Origin of the sequence: Peribacillus sp. YIM B13472 (assembly GCF_042788005.1) — a bacterium.
In the GTDB taxonomy this organism is placed as follows: domain Bacteria; phylum Bacillota; class Bacilli; order Bacillales; family DSM-1321; genus Peribacillus; species Peribacillus simplex_E.
This window is the reverse complement of the sequence record NZ_JBHZPG010000002.1, coordinates 185,618-202,908: the sequence shown is the minus strand read 5'-3', so window position 1 is coordinate 202,908 and position 17,291 is coordinate 185,618. Positions and strand designations below refer to the sequence as shown.

Below are 17,291 nucleotides of genomic sequence, written 5' to 3'. Positions count from 1 at the left end.
CAAATCCTCCTACTTACGCTTCTTCGCCAACAGTTTCGTCGTCAATGCCCAATTCTTGTTTAATCCAGTCATAACCTTCCGCTTCCAAGCGGGCAGCAAGTTCAGGACCGCCTGATTTAACGACACGTCCTTGCATCATAACATGTACAAAATCAGGAGTGATGTAATTTAATAGACGTTGGTAGTGAGTGATGATCAAGCATCCAAAGTCTTCTCCGCGCATTTCGTTGATTCCTTTTGAAACGACTTTAAGTGCATCGATATCTAGACCTGAATCAATCTCATCCAAGATTGCAATTTTAGGTTGGATCATCATTAATTGAAGAATCTCGTTACGTTTTTTCTCTCCGCCTGAGAAACCTTCATTCAAATAGCGTTGCGCCATATCTTCATCCATTTCAAGGAACTCCATTTTTTGGTCCATTTGACGGATGAATTTCATCAATGAAATCTCATCGCCTTCTTCACGGCGTGCATTAATGGAAGAACGCAAGAAGTCAGCATTTGTAACACCGCTGATTTCACTTGGATATTGCATAGCTAGGAATAGACCGACACGAGCGCGCTCGTCTACTTCCATTTCCAATACATCTTTGCCATCGAATGTGATGGTTCCGCTAGTCACCTCATATTTTGGGTGACCCATGATTGCTGATGATAAAGTGGATTTACCAGTTCCATTTGGTCCCATGATCGCATGGATTTCTCCACCCTTGACTTCAAGGTTTACCCCTTTTAAAATCTCTTTACCTTCAATTGATACGTGAAGATCTTTAACCGTTAATGTAGAAGCTGACATAATAATACCTCCGTGAACTAATTCCAATTTTATTACCAGAAAGTAAAGATTACTTTCTTTACTGTAATTTTACGTAAAAGCATTCTCACTTTATTCTCATTCCAATTTTATAACAAATCCAATTTAGAATCAACTAAATAGATAAGGGTTTCCACTTCTGCCATGTTTAAAACCCATCCTATTCTTACAATACTAACAGATATAGCCTGTTATCTGCATATTCATAGTTATTTTAGTTTTTGTTAAAATTATCTTATTATTCAGCAAATCTTCGTCCTTATTAATATATGTTCAAAGAATTCGATTGCAAGGTATGAACGTTCCGCTTTAAAAAGAAAAAAATCGGACTGTCAGGCATTATGTAAGTTTATCCAATAAGGCACCCCTTATTTATGGACCACTTTCCATTTTACCTCTACAGACCGATCTTTTAAAGAACTCTTTTATATACTTATCCGTGAATTTTGCGTTGTAGGTCCTGGACCATTTTATTGCACTTTACATGTTCCCTATCCCGTTCCTTCTCAACCTCGATACGGAGGTCTAAGTTTCTACTGTACTCATTGTAGCCAACCCCATGTGAAGACTGCATCGCCTTTTCCATTTCGCTTGTTACATTTAAATCTAGAGTATTGATAGTGAACCATCCTTTCAAATTTGTGTATCATTTTATTACCTTCATTACTCTATACCCTTCACTTTCATGATTAAACATGAAAAAACGACATGAATTAAATCAGTTCGCAGACTGTAGACAAACTCGATGATAATTGAGTTTGTCTACAGTTTTTTTTAGGTTTTTAAAATTCGAACGTTACTTTCCACTTCAGGCACTCGCTTTCCGCGGGCGGTCCGGGAGCCTCCTCGGCGCTTTAGCGCACTGCGGGGTCTCCCTTGGACTCGCTTTTGCCGCAGGAGTCTCGTACCTTCCGTTCCAATCCACTAAGACTAAACAATCAGATAGAACCCCTTTTGCTTACAGTCTTTATTCGCTCCATGCATAAAACGATTGAAGGAGTTGGAATCAACATGATACCGTTAGTTTTTAGGTTTCGGGTTCCATGATAAAGTGCCCCACTTCTCTAAGTTTGGAAAAAATATGAGCGACGCATTATGTAAAAGATGAACGAACAAAACAGTTTGCCTATTCATTTCAAACTGCTTCAAATCCAATAAAAAATCAAAAAGGTTTCGGAATGAGACCATTCCGAAACCTTTTTGTCTACAAACTGCGGCCTGAATTAAATCAGGCCGCCATTCTTGAATTATTTATCCGCCGGTACAACCGCACCTTTGTATTCCTTAAGAATGAAATCTTGAATTTTTTTAGAATGCAACACTTCTACAAGCGCTTTGATTTCTTCTTTATTTTCATCGCCTTTGTTTACTGCGATGACATTCACATAAGGTGATTCGGAATCTTCAATCGCAATTGAATCTTTCAATGGATTCAATCCAGCGTCGATTGCATAGTTTGAGTTGATCAAAACAGCATCGCCTTCGCCGCTTTCATAGATTTTCGGAAGTAATGCCGCTTCATATTCAGCGTCGAATTTAAGGTTTTTCTTATTTTCAATGATGTCTTTAGTTGTAGCTGTCGTTTTATCGACGCCCTCTTTCAACTTGATGAGGCCATTCTTTTCCAAAAGTGATAAAGCACGCCCATGGTCAGCGACAGAGCTGCTTAAAATGATCGTTGCTCCATCAGGAAGTTTATCGATGCTTTTATATTTTTGTGAATATAAACCGATAGGCTCGATGTGGATCCCGCCCGCATTGACGAAATCATATCCATTCTCTTTAATTGCCGACTCTAAGAAAGGTATATGTTGAAAATAGTTGGCATCCAATTCCTTATCATTCAACGCCTTATTCGGTAAAACATAGTCCTGGAATGTTTTGATTTCCAATTCGATTCCTTTTTCTTTAAGAAGCGGCTTAGCTTCCTCAAGGATTTCAGCATGCGGTACATTGGAAGCCCCTACAACTAATTTCTTCGGTTCTTTTTCCGTATCGCTGCCGCTTTTATCCTTTTCACTTCCACAAGCAGCCAAAGCGATAGATAACACTAAAATTAATGCAAATCCTAAAAACTTTTTCATCCTATTCATCTCCCTTTATCTTTTGTCCAATTTAGATGTAATCACATCTCCAATAATTTGAATTATGAAGACGATAATCAGAATAACGATAGTCGCTACAAGCGTAACGTCATTATGATTTCTTTGATAGCCGTCCAAAAAGGCTAGATTACCAAGTCCGCCTGCGCCGATGACCCCGGCCATTGCGGTATATCCAACCAATGCAATCGATGTTACCGTTATACCGGAAATAAGGGCAGGCATCGACTCTGGAAGAAGGACCTTCCAAATGATCGTGCTCGTTTTTGCACCCATAGATTTAGCGGCTTCAATTACACCTTTATCGATTTCACGAAGGCCGATTTCAACCATACGCGCATAAAATGGGGCCGAACCGATAATAAGTGCCGGCAGTGCAGCGTTCTCTCCGATCATAGATCCGACAAGTGCTTTAGTGAAAGGAATGAGCAGCACGATCAAAATAAGAAATGGAATGGAACGGAATATATTAACGACAGCACTCATGACCCCGTTGACTACCCGGTTTTCCCACATATTACCCTTCCCTGTCAGGAACAGGATCAACCCTAATATTATGCCTATAAAAAGGGTTGCCACTACAGAGACGCTTGTCATGTAGAGCGTTTCTTTCGTTGCTTCAATAATGTCTTCCCAATCAACATTCGGCAATAATTCTTCAAGCATGAGTAATCACCTCCACGCCTACCTGCTGTGCTTTAATGAATTCGATTGCGCGGAGCATTTCATCCTCTGTGCCATCAAGATGGATAAACAATGTTCCATATGAACCGCTTCTTGTTTGGGATATCTTACCTTGAACGATATTGACATCCAACTCGAAGTTACGTACAAGCTTGGTGATCAACGGGCTTTCTGCATGATCACCTACAAAGGTCAATTGAATCACTTTTCCTGCAGGATAACGTTCGAGCAAATGGTCCATCGTTTCTTTCGTTTCTTCTGGTTCCGTTACCTGTTGCACGAAACGCTTCGTCATTTGTTCTTTAGGATTCTTGAAAACATCCAGGACAGGACCCTGTTCAACAACTTGCCCGTTTTCCATCACGGCGACGCGATGACAGATTTTACGTATTACATGCATTTCATGTGTTATCAAGACGATCGTCAATCCCAGGCGCTGATTGATGTCAACAAGCAATTCGAGTATGGAATCGGTAGTCTGCGGATCCAAGGCAGATGTCGCTTCATCACACAGAAGCACTTTAGGGTTATTTGCCAGAGCCCTGGCTATACCCACCCTTTGCTTTTGCCCTCCGCTTAATTGTGAAGGGTAGGCCTTTTCCCTGCCTTCCAGTCCGACTAACTTGATCAATTCGTTCACACGCTTGGTTCGTTCAGTTTTAGAAACTCCTGCAATTTCCAATGGGAAAGAAATATTTTCCTGAACGGTCCTTGACCATAATAGATTGAAATGTTGGAAAATCATGCTGATTTCTTGACGGGCCTTACGGAGCTGAGCCCCTTTAATTTTTGAAATTTCCTTCTCAGCCACCACAACGGATCCCTCTGTGGGTGTTTCCAATCCATTGAGCATTCTGATCAAAGTACTTTTCCCCGCTCCACTGTAACCGATGATTCCGAAAATCTCGCCTTTATTTATTTCAACATTCACATTATTTACAGCCTTGATCGTCTCACTGTTTCCTTTTCCTGTTAGGAACAGCTTACTGACTTTCGTCAATGTAATCATTAATCCTCACCTCTTTTATCCAATAAAACCTATGAACTTAGTTGATTTCTCTACATTATTAGTCTGTTTCTCATATCATGCACATGTTTTCCCCATTAAAACAGAAAAAACCTTTCTGCATGAGCAGAAAGGCAGGTGAAAAAGCAGGCCTTTCTCTCATCTTCCAAAGTAATTAAACTTTGTGTGAATTGGCACCTTTCCAAGGAAATCTCCTTGTCGGTTGCCGGGTTTCATCGGGCACATCCCTCCACCTCTCTTGATAAGAGCTAATATATAGAATATTTGTACATCATTAAGTTCTTTAGTATGGAGAAATTTTATCATAGATAAAAAAGGAGCGCAATGTATATTATTTCTAGTTCAAGAATGAACAGGAACTTTGCTTAAAGCGTTTTGGAAGTCAAGGAGACGATATTCGTCGCTTTTTCAATCGCCTGCTCCAAATCTTCTATTAAGTCGTCTACATTTTCAATCCCAATGGATAATCGGACTTGATCGGCACGTACACCCGCTTTCGCAAGACCCGCCTCATTCAATTGTTGATGGGTCGTACTGGCTGGGTGGATGATCAAGCTCTTCGCATCCCCTACATTCGCCACATGGGACCATAATTCCACCGAATTGATAAGTTTTGCCCCAGCTTCGCGATTACCTTGTATTCCAAAAGTCACGACAGATCCAGCTCCCTTAGGCAAATATTTATCCGCAAGGGCTTTATCGGGATGATCCTCATCACCAGGATGCGAAACCCAAGTCACGGCAGGATGGTTTTTTAAATATTTAATGACAGACTTGGTGTTTGATAGATGCTCTTTCATCCTTACGTGCAGCGTTTCAAGTCCAAGCGTAAACTGGAATGCACTTTGGGCACTTAGCGCAGGGCCTAAATCACGAAGTAACTGGACTCTAGCTTTCGTTATGAATGCGGCAGGTCCAACTGCCTCGGCGTATACCAGACCGTCGTAACTTGGGTCAGGCTCCGTGAAGCCAGGGTAGTTTGGCGAGTTCCAATCGAACTTCCCTGCATCCACGATGACACCGCCTAGTGTCGTTCCATTTCCCAGAAGCCATTTTGTAGCGGAATGGATGACGATGTCCGCTCCAAAATCAATTGGTCTGCAAAGATACGGTGTCGCAAAGGTATTATCAATGATTAAAGGTATGCCGGCATCATGGGCGATTTCCGCTACCGCTTCAATATCAAGCACCCTCAAACTTGGATTACCGATCGTTTCAGCAAAAATGGCTTTAGTTCTTGGCGTAATCGCCCTTTTGAAATTTTCAGGGTCATCGGGAGAAACGAACTTCACTTTAATCCCATATTTAGGAAGAGTATTTTCAAAAAGGTTATACGTACCGCCATATAATGTAGAGGCTGAAACAATCTCATCACCTGCAGCGGCAATATTCAGGATTGAAAGTGAGATGGCAGCCATTCCGCTTGCTGTTGCCAATCCGCCGATACCGCCTTCCAATAAGGCCATTCTTTCCTCAAAAACGCTGACCGTGGGATTATGAAGTCGTGTATATATATAGCCATTCTCCTTTAGGCCAAATAAATTCGCTGCATGGTCGGTGTCTTTGAACAAGTATGCATTGCTTTGGTAGATAGGAACTGCACGTGCACCTGTTTCATCAGCTTGCAGACCGCCATGAACACTCAATGTTTCGAAACGCAACTTTTTCTCTGACATATTATTTCACCTTTTTTCTATGGATTTAGTTGGAATTATATGAAATCTGGCCATTTATAAACAAAAAAACCACTTCAATAAGAAGAGGTCTCAAGAACACACCTCATCTACCAGAGCCAACACTCTGCTGGAATTAGCACCGTATATAAAATTTATACCGGTTGCCGGGCTTCGTCGGGCCAGTCCCTCCGCCACTCTTGATAAGAACTATTAAATTCTGCCATTACTTAATTCAAAATATATCATTTTAGAATAAATCAGTCAATGAATTGTTAGAATATTCTTTGTTTAATTCCGATCTCGCATTCAAATATCCGCAACAAAGAAACCAACCACGGTTCTGATTGGTTTCTTAGCTGATTTCCTTAAGCAATCCGTACAAATAAGGAACGGATTGAAAGGCATATATTTTTTTTTGCAGCTGTCCTTGTTTGAAAAGCAATAAACAAGGCACACTTTCGATTTCATATGATTCGGCAATTGCTTGGACATAGTTCATATTCATTTTGCCTGCCTTCAATTCCGGGAACAGCTCCAAGGATATCGTCAGCATCTTGGAGGCAACCTGACAAGTGCCGCATAAAGGCGTATATAAATATAAGCAAAAGGTTTCCCCATTTTTAACAGCAAGCTTACACTCTTCTTCTTTCCATTCCTGCATCAATTAATCGTTCACCCTTTGACTTAAAAATTTCATTTTCACATTCATATTGGCAGATAGTAGCACAGTTGCGATATGATGTTCGGGTGAGCTTTCCACTTCTTTGTACATTTTATTAATATACAAGTGGTTCGCTTCCGGCATTTCCCTTCGGAACTGCTTCCGCAGCTTTTCTCCTGATTCATCTGCGTCAAAAAGGAGATAAACATCACGATCCATCAATTCATCCACTAATTCATCCAGCTTAGTTAATGATATGGTCCCATTCGTACATCTTATTTCCACATCTTCATTTAAAACGGAGGCAACTTTTCTTCTATCGGAACTGCCTTCTACAATGATCACTTTATCGAATTCGCCCCACTCCATGTCATCACTCCATCTCACGAATTATGTGCGCAACTGCCGCTGTACAAAATGAAAAAGAGAGCAGGCCTTTTCAGTCCCCCCTCTCCTTCTTTTTAACCGTTGATTAAACTCTCATACTCTTCAGCGCTCATCAAGTTTTCAATATCACTGCTATTAGATGGTTCAAGCACGACCATCCATGCCTTTTCATAAGGAGACTCATTTACATATTCAGGGTTGTCACTTAAATCTTCGTTTACTTCAACAACCTTGCCACTGATAGGTGCATAAAGCTCAGAAACGGTCTTAACGGATTCAACACTTCCAAATGGTTCGTTCGCTTTCAATTCATCGCCGATTTCCGGAAGCTCAACGAATACGATGTCCCCAAGCTCGGACTGTGCGAAAGCCGTAATCCCAATGCGCACTGTTCCATCTTCCGTTTTGACCCATTCATGTTCTTTAGTGTAACGAAGTTCTTTTGGTGTTGTTGTCATTATTAACCCTCCATATGTACATCTTATTTTATCTATTACATTATAAGGTAGATTGTTTGTTTAAGTAAGGAATTAACCAAATATTTTGTGAAATTTCAGTTCCAAACCTGTTCGAATTGCTCTTCTTTGAAACCTACCGTCACTTTGGTGCCATCTGTAACAATCGGTCTTTTCAGAAGCATGCCATCCGTGGACAATATATCAAGCATCTCTGCTTCAGAAGCTTCTTTCAGCTTATCCTTTAAGCCCAGCTCCCGATATTTTTGACCGCTAGTATTGAAAAACTTCTTCAATTCCAAATTGCTGATTTTATATAGTTGTTCTATTTCTGTTCGCGAAGGCGGATTTTCCGCTATATGGATCGCTTCATATTGCAGTTCTTGATTATCCAGCCACTTCTTCGCGTTACGGCATGTGCCGCATTTTGGGTACCAATATAATGTTAAGCCCATCATTTCACCACCTATCAATAGAATACCCGTTTTCAGCACGCAATACAATGAAATGTCTTTTGAATTTCCAATGCGATTTCATCAAAGGAAATAAAGGGAATGCCTTTACGGGCATTCCCTTTACAGTTTCTGATTCATTGCTTAAAGAGCATATTTTTCCGCTTCGATTACCTTGATGGAAGCTTCACGTTTTTTCGCAATGACATTGATCGGATTGTGTCTTGTCAGCTTGCGGAGCGACGAAAGCATGATGCGAAGAGTATCGCCTGTTTCCACTGCAATCAATGTTTCTTTTGCATGCTGTTCTATTTCATTGAAAGCTTCCTGAACGAAGATTTCAGTGTAAAGCACCTTTTGTTTGTTCTTCTCCAGGCCTGTAGCTGCAATGGCTTTCTCCGTACGCAATACCACGGATTCAGCTGCATAGGCAAGGGATACGATATCGGCAATGTTAGAGAGGATTTCTTGTTCTTGATCAAGAGTTTTGCCGTATTTCTGTGCCGCTAGTCCAGCTGCCAAAATACCGATTTTCTTAGCGTTCCTAACAAGCATTTTTTCTTGTGCCAGTGGCTCATCGCCAGGTTCTTCCGGCATCATCATCATTAATTCCTCTTGCAAGCCTTGAGCTTTTTGAAGAAGCGGCAATTCCCCTTTAAGTGCTTTCTTCAGGAAAGTTCCCGGGACCAGCAATCGGTTGATTTCATTTGTACCTTCAAAGATCCGGTTAATACGGGAATCGCGATATGCTTTTTCAATTTCATACTCCTGCATGAAACCATAACCGCCATGAAGCTGTACGCCTTCGTCCGTAACATAATCCAATACTTCGGAAGCGAAGAATTTATTCAATGAACACTCAATGGCATACTCAGCAACTGCAGCCGCCATTGATTTCCCATCTTTCACTTGCTCATCCGTCAATTTGCTTTGTCTTTGATCATAAAGGCCAACCGTACGATATACAGAGCTTTCTGCTGCATATATTTTAGCAGCCATTGTTGCAAGTTTTTCTTTCGTCAAGTTAAAATCGGAAATTTTCGTTTTGAACTGTTGACGTTGATTCGTATAAGCAGCTGTAATCTCAAGGGCACGTTTAGATCCGCCAACCGCACCGACGCCTAATTTATAGCGGCCGATATTCAGGATATTGAAAGCGATGACATGCCCTTTTCCGGCTACACCCAAAAGGTTTTCGACTGGTACATGTACGTCTTCAAGTATTAATGTACGTGTGGATGAGCTTTTGATCCCCATTTTCTTCTCTTCAGCACCAGTTGATACGCCTTTATAATCGCGCTCAACAATGAAAGCGGAGAATTGTTCGCCGTCGATTTTGGCGTATACACAGAAGACATCTGCAAAACCGGCATTTGTAATCCATTGTTTTTCACCGTTTAAAATATAGTGTGTACCTTCTGGATTCAATTTCGCCGTCGTTTTTGCTCCCAAGGCATCTGAACCTGAGCTTGGTTCCGTTAAGGCATACGCAGCAATCTTCTCACCCGTCGCCAGTAAAGGGAGGTATTTTTTCTTTTGTTCTTCATTCCCGAATAATACGATCGGCAAAGATCCGATACCTACATGTGCACCATGTGTAATTCCGAACCCGCCTGCAAGCGCCATTTTTTCCGTAATCAATGCCGAACTGATTTTATCAAGACCCAATCCGCTGTATTCCTCAGGAACATCAGCACCAAGTAAACCGATTTCCCCTGCATGCTTCAGTAATTTAACGGAACGGTCAAATTCATGGTTTTCTAAATGTTCAACCTGCGGCAGAATTTCATTCACTACGAAATCCTCGGCAGTTTTGGCGATCATTTTATGCTCATCAGAATAATCTTCCGGTGTAAACACTTGATCATACGTAATATCGTCCACTAAAAAGGCTCCGCCTTTAATAAGGTTACCTGTAGTTTGATTTGACATGTTATTTCCTCCTAAGTATTCAAGATGGTAAACCGCCGAAAGCATGACAGCTTCCGGGAGGCGTGGGATTACGCCAATAATTCAAATACTCCAGCAGCACCCATTCCGCCGCCGATGCACATTGTCACGACTCCGAACTGTTGGTTTCTGCGCTTCATTTCATGAAGCAGGCTCAATGTCAATTTTGCTCCTGAACATCCTAGTGGATGGCCTAAGGCGATGGCTCCGCCATTTACATTGACAATCTCTTCATTCAATCCGAGCTCACGAATGATTTGAATGGATTGGGATGCAAAGGCTTCATTCAATTCAAATAAACCAATATCCGATAACTCAAGACCCGCTAGTTTCAAAGCTTTAGGAATGGCTGCAATCGGTCCGATGCCCATAATTTCAGGCGGTACTCCTGCTACAGCAAAGGAACGGAACTTACCCATCGGTTTCATACCTAATGAAGAGGCCTTTTCCCTATCCATGACCATGACCGCGGCTGCACCATCACTCGTTTGTGATGAATTCCCAGCTGTTACGGATCCCGTAACAGAGAATGCAGGTCTTAGTTTTTTTAGCACTTCAGCAGTCGTGCCTGGACGAACGCCCTCATCCTGTGTAAAAGTAAATGATTTTTCCTTTAATTTAAGATCTGGTCCCACTGAACGGAGGGTCACTTCAACCGGTACGATCTCATCGGAAAACTTTCCTTCTGCAATGGCCTTAGCCGCCTTTTGATGACTTCTAACCGAAAATGCATCTTGATCGTCACGGGAAATGCCGTATTTTTTTGCAACGGCTTCAGCAGTGTGACCCATGCCCATATAATATTCCGGTGCCGTTTCCGCAAGTTTCGCGTTCGGACGTGTTACATGGCCCATCATCGGCAAAAGGCTCATGGATTCCGCTCCGCCTGCAATGACTGTATCACTTTGGCCGAGCATGATTCTTTCCGCTCCATAAGCGATACTTTGCAGCCCGCTTGAACAGTAACGATTAATCGTTATGGCCGGTACTGTATAAGGCAATCCTGCCAATGCTCCAATGTTACGCGCCATGTTCAACCCTTGCTCCGCTTCAGGCATTGCACAACCGATAATCAGGTCATCTATGGTGCCTTCATATTTACCTGCCCGCTTTAACGTTTCCTTTACAACAAGAGCCCCTAAATCATCAGGACGTACACTAGCAAGAGAACCTTTTTTCGCTCTTCCTACCGGAGTCCTTGCCCCAGCTACTATTACCGCTTCTTTCATGAGGATCCCCCTTACTCATTTTTAAGCTATCGAACTATTAATCTTCGTTTTTGGCCATATCTTCATCTATTCATCAATTACGGAGTGGTTTACCTTTAACAAGCATGTGCTGCATCCTTGCCTGGGATTTCGGAGTCGAAATCAGTTTTAGAAATGCCTGTTTTTCTAGGTTCAAGATATACTGTTCATCTACTTCCGTGCCAAATGGGAGTTTTCCTCCTGCCAGGACGTATGCAAGCTCTTTGGCTATGACAAGGTCATGATCTGATAAGAATCCTGAAAGGCGCATGGATTCCGCCCCTAATAGCAGTGCGGCATATCCCGTTTCACCTACGACAGGGATCTTTGTGCGGGCTGGAGCGGTATAACCTTGTTCATGCATGGAAAGCACCGCCTGTTTCGCATCATATAGCTGATGATCCGCATTCACGCTTATTCCATCAGCTGCATTAAGAAAATTATTCTCTCTCGCTTCCTCGGCTGAGGTCGAAACTTTTGCCATGGCAACCGTTTCAAATACTTGATTGGCCACTTTCTGTAAGTCGAAGTCGACGCCCTTCGGCATATTCTTCAACGTCTTCACATAAAGTTCTTTAGTCCCGCCGCCGCCTGGGATCAAACCTACGCCAGCTTCCACTAACCCCATATACGTTTCAGTCGTTGCCTGGATGCGGGCTGCCGGAAGTGACACTTCAGCACCCCCGCCAAGTGTCATATTAAACGGGGCTACCACTACGGGAACTGCACTGTACTTAATTTTAAGCATCGCCTTTTGGAATTGGCTAATGACCATATCGAGTTCAAAAATATTGTCATCCTGCGCTTCCATCAGCATCATTGCAATATTAGCGCCTACACAGAAGTTCTTTCCTTGGTTTCCGATGACCAGGCCTTTAAAATTCGCTTCCGCTTCGTCGACCGCCGCATTGATCATTTGCATGATATCCAGACCGATCGCATTATTCGGTGAAGTGAATTCAAGAAGAGCCACTCCATCGCCGATATCCATCAAGCTTGCACCACTGTTTTTCTTGATTACGCCTTTTTGCTTCTTGATCGCTTTAAGATTGATCACTTTAGGATTTTCGACAAGTTCTTTATATTCACCATCATCATAATAGTGAACAATGCCATTTTCTTCTTTATAGAAAGAAGTGATGCCTTTAGCGAGCATATCCTTAACCCATTGCGGAACGGTGATGCCTTCCGCTTCCATTCGGGCTACCGATTTTTCTATACCTATCGCATCCCAGGTTTCAAAGGGACCTGTGGACCATCCGAAGCCCCATTTCATCGCTTGATCGATCGCCACGATGTCATCCGCGATGTCCCCAAGCAGCTGGGCAGAATACACAAGCGCCGGATTCAGAACATTCCAAAGTAATTGGCCGGCACGGTCTTCACTATAAACAAGCGCTTTCATTTTATTTCCCAAGCCCTTGGCCTGTTTAGCCATTTCGATGGAAGGCGTTTTTAATCTTTTTCGTGCATCATATTCAAGGGTTTCGGGATTCAGTTCAAGGATTTCCTTGCCTTTTTTCAAGAAAAAACCTTGGCCTGACTTGCTTCCAAGCCACCCATTCTTAAGCATTTCATTCATGAAATCAGGTATTTTGAAAACTTCCTTTTCTTCTCCATCCACCTGGTCATAAACGTTTCTGGCAACATGTGCAAAGGTATCCAATCCAACTACATCAAGTGTCCGGAAAGTCGCGCTAGTTGCCCTTCCAATCAACGGACCTGTAACCGAATCGACCTCACCAACACTGTATCCGCCTTTTTGCATTTCCCGCAAAGTGACCAATAAACCATAAGTTCCAATGCGGTTTGCGATGAAGTTAGGGGTATCCTTGGCTTCGACGACACCTTTTCCCAGTACATCTTCGCCGAATCGTTTCACGAATTCGAGCACTTCTGGTGAAGTTGCTTTAGTAGGGATGATCTCCAACAATTTAAGATAACGGGGCGGATTGAAGAAGTGGGTTCCCAGGAAGTGCTGTTGAAAGTCCTCCGAACGGCCTTCTGCCATCGCTTCGATTGAAATTCCGGATGTATTCGATGACACGATGCTTCCCGGTTTACGATGCTGATCAACCTGGGCAAACACACTTTGCTTAACCTCAAGCTTCTCAACGACCACTTCAATGATCCAATCGACATCCTTTATACGACTTATATCATCTTCCAGGTTTCCCGCCTCGATCAACGCAATGTTTCCCTTAGCCGAAAGCGGAGCTGGTTTCTGTTTTAAAAGTTTCGTAATCGCAGTTTGGCTGATGCGGTTACGCACTTGTTTATTATCTAATGTCAGTCCCTTTTTCTTTTCATCCTCAGTGAGTTCACGAGGTACAATATCCAATAATAAAGTCGGAATGCCGATGTTAGCAAGGTGTGCAGCAATCCCTGATCCCATAACTCCTGACCCTAGAACAGCAGCCTTTCGTATTTGTCGAACCAAGTTTATATCCCCCTTACGTAATTTATTGAATGAATACTCATTCATTTTTAATGCAAAAAAATTTTGAATATTTTTTCTTATTACTAATATAGAATATATTTGGAAATTCCGCAATGATTAAACAGGAAAAAAATATTTTTTTCTCCGGGTTCTTTTGGTTATTTCTCCTCCGTTCAGCAAAAAATAACCTGGCAGGAGGTGACCTATATAATGAAGCGTAAAGATAATCCTTCTAAAGCAGCCGTAAGCGCAGCAAGCGTTAAAGGCAATGCCGGGCCTGGCGCCGAACGTCAACATGGAATCAATAAAGTGAACAGCCAGAACAATCAGTTCAAAAGATAATCCTTCTTGATTTGAGCAGCCGTTCCTTTTCCGGGGCGGCTCTCACTTCCTATTTCTTGAATAGGCCTTTTAAAACGAAAGCAATATTTGCAGGTCTCTCCGCAAGGCGGCGCATGAAATATCCATACCAATCCGTACCATATGGAACATACACCCTTACCTTATATCCTTCTTTAGCAAGTTCAAGCTGCTTTTCAGTGCGGATGCCATATAACATTTGAAATTCAAATCGATCCAGGGGAATTCCCTGATCTTTGACCAAGTCCCTCGTATAATCAATGATTTTATCATCATGTGTGGCAACGGCTGTGTAATGGCCATTTAGCATATGCTTCTTGATGATTTTCTTGAAATTCTCATCCACATCTTTTTTCTCGGGAAAGGCCACTTCCCTCGGTTCTTTATAAGCCCCTTTAACAAGTCTTAGATTCGGCTGGTATGCATCCAGTTCCTCAATATCCTTCTCAGTCCGATACAGATAAGCTTGGATGACAGTCCCCAATTCATTATATTCAGACTTAAGGTTTTTGAATACATCCAAAGTCGGCTGACAGCGCGGAAAATCTTCCATATCAAGCGTCACGAAAACACGATGGGCTTTAGCTTCATCTAATATCCTCCGCATGTTATTCATTACGACTCGCTCGGACACATCCAGGCCCATCGAGGTCAGCTTCAGGGATAACTGTGAATCCAGTTCATTTGTGCCGATCATGCAGATCGCTTCGATGCACTCATCTGCCATCTTCCTTGCTTCTTGTTCATCTTCAATGAATTCACCTAAATAATCAATGGTGACAGCAAGCCCTTTCCGGTTAAGATCTGCAATCACTTCACATGCCATATCCAGGGATTCCCCTGCCACAAAACGAGATGCCCCAAACCGCAGCCCGTATTTTTTCGCTGCCTTTGTCATGCCTTTATTCTTTGATAAAAAAAGGAATAGATTTTTCAAAGCTCTTTCCATCTGCATTCCCCTCCAAATCATTTTGGAAAATAGATGCACAAGATTATTTTACCATTTAATTCATTTTTCAGATATTTAGAATCAAGAATAAAAAATATTCATGAAGGGAAAATTAAGCTCGTTTATAGAACACTTAAGGAGGTAGAATGATGGAACAGCAAAATTCGTTTAACAGCCTACAGCAGTCCGCCGGCTTTATGAAACAGCCGCCGGAAATGGTTTCGGTGAAAGATAGCTTATACTTAACCGATATGCTTGCATGGAATCTTAATGCGGTTAAAAAAGCACATTTTTTTGCCACACAATGCAAGGACCCGCAAATCATTGATGCGTTAAATCGGTGCGGACTCATGCATCAACGCCATTACGATACCATTTTGAAACATTTGAACCCGGACCAAAACCAGGGTCAACAACAATACCAGTAAAGGAGGGTTCTTGATGCCCAATGAAAACAAAGTCCAAAATCCAGAATCTCCCATAGTAAAGACACCGCAAATGAATGACAGGGATTTTATAAATGATATGCTCACAACTGAAAAGTACTTTTGTAACTCCCTTTCCGTTGCCCTGCATGAAATGAGTAACCAAGCATTATTCCAAGACATTTTCTCCGTTTCCAAAGAAAATCAGGAGATGCAGCGAGAACTCTATAACCTTATGTTCGAAAAAGGCTGGTATAGTTTGGAAAAGGCGCAAGCAACCAGCTTAGGCCAATCGTATCAACAATTTTCCGGTTATAAAAATCAATTTCCATCTGGAACGAACATTCAATAAGCAAACATTCAAGGGGTGGATTCTGCTCCTTTTGTTTTTGTGCTACAAGTAAAGCCGGCCCATGGGGGGCCGGCTTTATTTTTAGATATCCGTTGAAAACATATACTTCTTATAGTGATACCGAATGCTGAATATTAAGCCCATGGCCATCATGTTCCCCATTAGCGAGCTTCCTCCATAACTGACAAATGGAAGCGGAATCCCCGTAATCGGTAAAAGGCCTACAGTCATGCCGATATTTTGAAAAACGTGGAACGTCAACATGCTTATAACGCCAACACAGATATATGTATAGAAGTTATTTTTCGTGTCCATTCCCGTTTTTGTTATGTGGTAAATCAATAGGAAAAACAAGGAAATGATGATGCTTGATCCGATGAAACCGAATTCTTCACCGATGATGCTGAAAATGAAATCCGAATGACTCTCAGGTAAATACACTTCCCTCGAACCGATTCCCTTGCCTGTGGTCTGGCCGGAGCCGATAGCCAGTAAGGATCTGGTAAGGTGATACCCTTCGGAGCTCGCATAATTATATGGATCCAGCCAAGAATAGATACGTCCGAATTGATAGGTTTTTACCCCTAAGTATTTTACCAGGATCTCCGGCTTCCAAATAACAAAGTAAAGGACCGTTGAAGCGACGGCAATTCCTCCCGAAACGATCGGCAGCAGGATCTTCCATGTTACCCCTGATATGAAAATCATTCCGAGCATGATTGACATGATGACAAGCGAGGTACCCAAATCCGGCTGTTGCATGATTAACATTAAGGGGGCACCGGTCACAAGACCGATTTTAATAAGCAGCCAAATATCCGTTTGAATCGTTTTCAGTGTATTTTTGAGATGATGGTTCGATATGACATTGGCTAGAGCCAAAATCAGGAAAACCTTCATGAATTCCGATGGCTGAATCGAACCGACTCCCGGAATTTTGAACCAGCTTCTTGCACCATTTATATTAGGTACGATGCTTTCTGGCATAATGATCAGCAAAAATAGCAAAAACAATCCGAACCCATAGGCATACCAAGAGATTTTTTTCAGTTGGTCCGAATCCAGTGTGATGAACCCTAATACGATTCCAATCCCCACTATATACCAAAAAATTTGTTTAATTAAGAAGTTTTCAGCATACTGTCCAGTCGTTTGGGCACTATAGATTGCTAGGCAACTTCCAACGCATAATAACAGCAATATTGTGACCAAAGAAAAATCTATTCGAGATGAAAATTTATTTTGTTCTTCCATACTTAACTCTCCCTTAAAAAGGCTCCTGCGATACATCTATAAATACACTTATT

Annotated in this window: 18 protein-coding genes and 2 riboswitches; of the genes, 3 read left to right on the top strand and 15 right to left on the bottom strand. The window is 42.1% G+C overall.

Features of this window, described 5'->3' with window-relative positions:
• Positions 1-13: 13 nt before the first annotated feature.
• The 13 genes from sufC to ACFX4I_RS02610 all read right to left on the bottom strand — a co-directional run bounded on the left by sufC (position 14) and on the right by ACFX4I_RS02610 (position 13,943).
• On the bottom strand, positions 14-799 hold the full coding sequence (gene sufC, locus ACFX4I_RS02665) for a Fe-S cluster assembly ATPase SufC (protein WP_377418996.1): 786 nt from the start codon (positions 797-799) through the stop codon (positions 14-16).
• Between the two features lie 451 nt (positions 800-1,250).
• Complete coding sequence (locus ACFX4I_RS26385) at positions 1,251-1,391, bottom strand: YuzK family famiily protein (RefSeq protein WP_483878221.1); 141 nt, start codon at positions 1,389-1,391, stop codon at positions 1,251-1,253.
• Between the two features lie 673 nt (positions 1,392-2,064).
• Positions 2,065-2,901: a MetQ/NlpA family ABC transporter substrate-binding protein gene (locus ACFX4I_RS02660; protein WP_309519684.1), complete on the bottom strand. Its 837-nt coding sequence runs from the start codon at positions 2,899-2,901 to the stop codon at positions 2,065-2,067.
• Between the two features lie 15 nt (positions 2,902-2,916).
• Positions 2,917-3,585, bottom strand: a complete 669-nt coding sequence (locus ACFX4I_RS02655) for a methionine ABC transporter permease (protein ID WP_230300530.1) — start codon at positions 3,583-3,585, stop codon at positions 2,917-2,919.
• Positions 3,578-4,612 (bottom strand): methionine ABC transporter ATP-binding protein, encoded by a 1,035-nt coding sequence (locus tag ACFX4I_RS02650; protein ID WP_283932352.1) that lies wholly within the window; start codon positions 4,610-4,612, stop codon positions 3,578-3,580. Before ACFX4I_RS02650 ends, ACFX4I_RS02655 begins: the two co-directional genes overlap by 8 nt.
• A gap of 153 nt (positions 4,613-4,765) precedes the next feature.
• Positions 4,766-4,878, bottom strand: a riboswitch (SAM riboswitch).
• 117 nt (positions 4,879-4,995) lie between these two features.
• Positions 4,996-6,306, bottom strand: coding sequence for an O-acetylhomoserine aminocarboxypropyltransferase/cysteine synthase family protein (locus tag ACFX4I_RS02645; protein WP_283932353.1), 1,311 nt, complete (start codon positions 6,304-6,306; stop codon positions 4,996-4,998).
• Positions 6,307-6,406: 100 nt separating this feature from the next.
• A riboswitch (SAM riboswitch) is annotated at positions 6,407-6,513 on the bottom strand.
• Between the two features lie 145 nt (positions 6,514-6,658).
• The gene (locus tag ACFX4I_RS02640) at positions 6,659-6,967 is read right to left on the bottom strand and encodes a thioredoxin family protein (protein WP_230300581.1); all 309 of its coding nucleotides are present in this window, start codon (positions 6,965-6,967) and stop codon (positions 6,659-6,661) included.
• Positions 6,968-6,970: 3 nt separating this feature from the next.
• Complete coding sequence (locus ACFX4I_RS02635; RefSeq protein ID WP_048688210.1) at positions 6,971-7,336, bottom strand: toprim domain-containing protein; 366 nt, start codon at positions 7,334-7,336, stop codon at positions 6,971-6,973.
• 92 nt (positions 7,337-7,428) lie between these two features.
• A complete protein-coding gene (gene gcvH, locus ACFX4I_RS02630; protein ID WP_034310122.1) occupies positions 7,429-7,812 on the bottom strand; it encodes a glycine cleavage system protein GcvH in 384 nt (127 codons plus the stop codon).
• 95 nt (positions 7,813-7,907) lie between these two features.
• A complete protein-coding gene (locus tag ACFX4I_RS02625) occupies positions 7,908-8,264 on the bottom strand; it encodes an arsenate reductase family protein (protein ID WP_230300582.1) in 357 nt (118 codons plus the stop codon).
• Positions 8,265-8,405: 141 nt separating this feature from the next.
• On the bottom strand, positions 8,406-10,193 hold the full coding sequence (locus tag ACFX4I_RS02620) for an acyl-CoA dehydrogenase family protein (RefSeq protein WP_377418991.1): 1,788 nt from the start codon (positions 10,191-10,193) through the stop codon (positions 8,406-8,408).
• Between the two features lie 68 nt (positions 10,194-10,261).
• A complete protein-coding gene (locus tag ACFX4I_RS02615; protein ID WP_377418988.1) occupies positions 10,262-11,440 on the bottom strand; it encodes an acetyl-CoA C-acetyltransferase in 1,179 nt (392 codons plus the stop codon).
• Between the two features lie 73 nt (positions 11,441-11,513).
• Complete coding sequence (locus ACFX4I_RS02610; RefSeq protein WP_377418985.1) at positions 11,514-13,943, bottom strand: 3-hydroxyacyl-CoA dehydrogenase/enoyl-CoA hydratase family protein; 2,430 nt, start codon at positions 13,941-13,943, stop codon at positions 11,514-11,516.
• Positions 13,944-14,105: 162 nt separating this feature from the next.
• On the opposite strand from ACFX4I_RS02610, the gene ACFX4I_RS02605 reads away from it, so the two are divergent.
• On the top strand, positions 14,106-14,240 hold the full coding sequence (locus ACFX4I_RS02605; protein WP_072273724.1) for a YuzL family protein: 135 nt from the start codon (positions 14,106-14,108) through the stop codon (positions 14,238-14,240).
• 49 nt (positions 14,241-14,289) lie between these two features.
• On the opposite strand, the gene ACFX4I_RS02600 is transcribed toward ACFX4I_RS02605, so the two are convergent.
• The gene (locus ACFX4I_RS02600) at positions 14,290-15,207 is read right to left on the bottom strand and encodes a proline dehydrogenase family protein (RefSeq protein ID WP_377418982.1); all 918 of its coding nucleotides are present in this window, start codon (positions 15,205-15,207) and stop codon (positions 14,290-14,292) included.
• Positions 15,208-15,356: 149 nt separating this feature from the next.
• Between ACFX4I_RS02600 and ACFX4I_RS02595 the strand changes: the two genes are divergently transcribed.
• On the top strand, positions 15,357-15,635 hold the full coding sequence (locus ACFX4I_RS02595) for a hypothetical protein (RefSeq protein WP_377418980.1): 279 nt from the start codon (positions 15,357-15,359) through the stop codon (positions 15,633-15,635).
• Positions 15,636-15,648: 13 nt separating this feature from the next.
• Positions 15,649-15,984 (top strand): spore coat protein, encoded by a 336-nt coding sequence (locus ACFX4I_RS02590; protein ID WP_377418977.1) that lies wholly within the window; start codon positions 15,649-15,651, stop codon positions 15,982-15,984.
• Positions 15,985-16,065: 81 nt separating this feature from the next.
• Here the strand turns inward: ACFX4I_RS02590 and rodA are convergent, their stop codons facing one another.
• Positions 16,066-17,238: a rod shape-determining protein RodA gene (gene rodA / locus ACFX4I_RS02585; protein WP_230300538.1), complete on the bottom strand. Its 1,173-nt coding sequence runs from the start codon at positions 17,236-17,238 to the stop codon at positions 16,066-16,068.
• Positions 17,239-17,291: the final 53 nt, after the last annotated feature.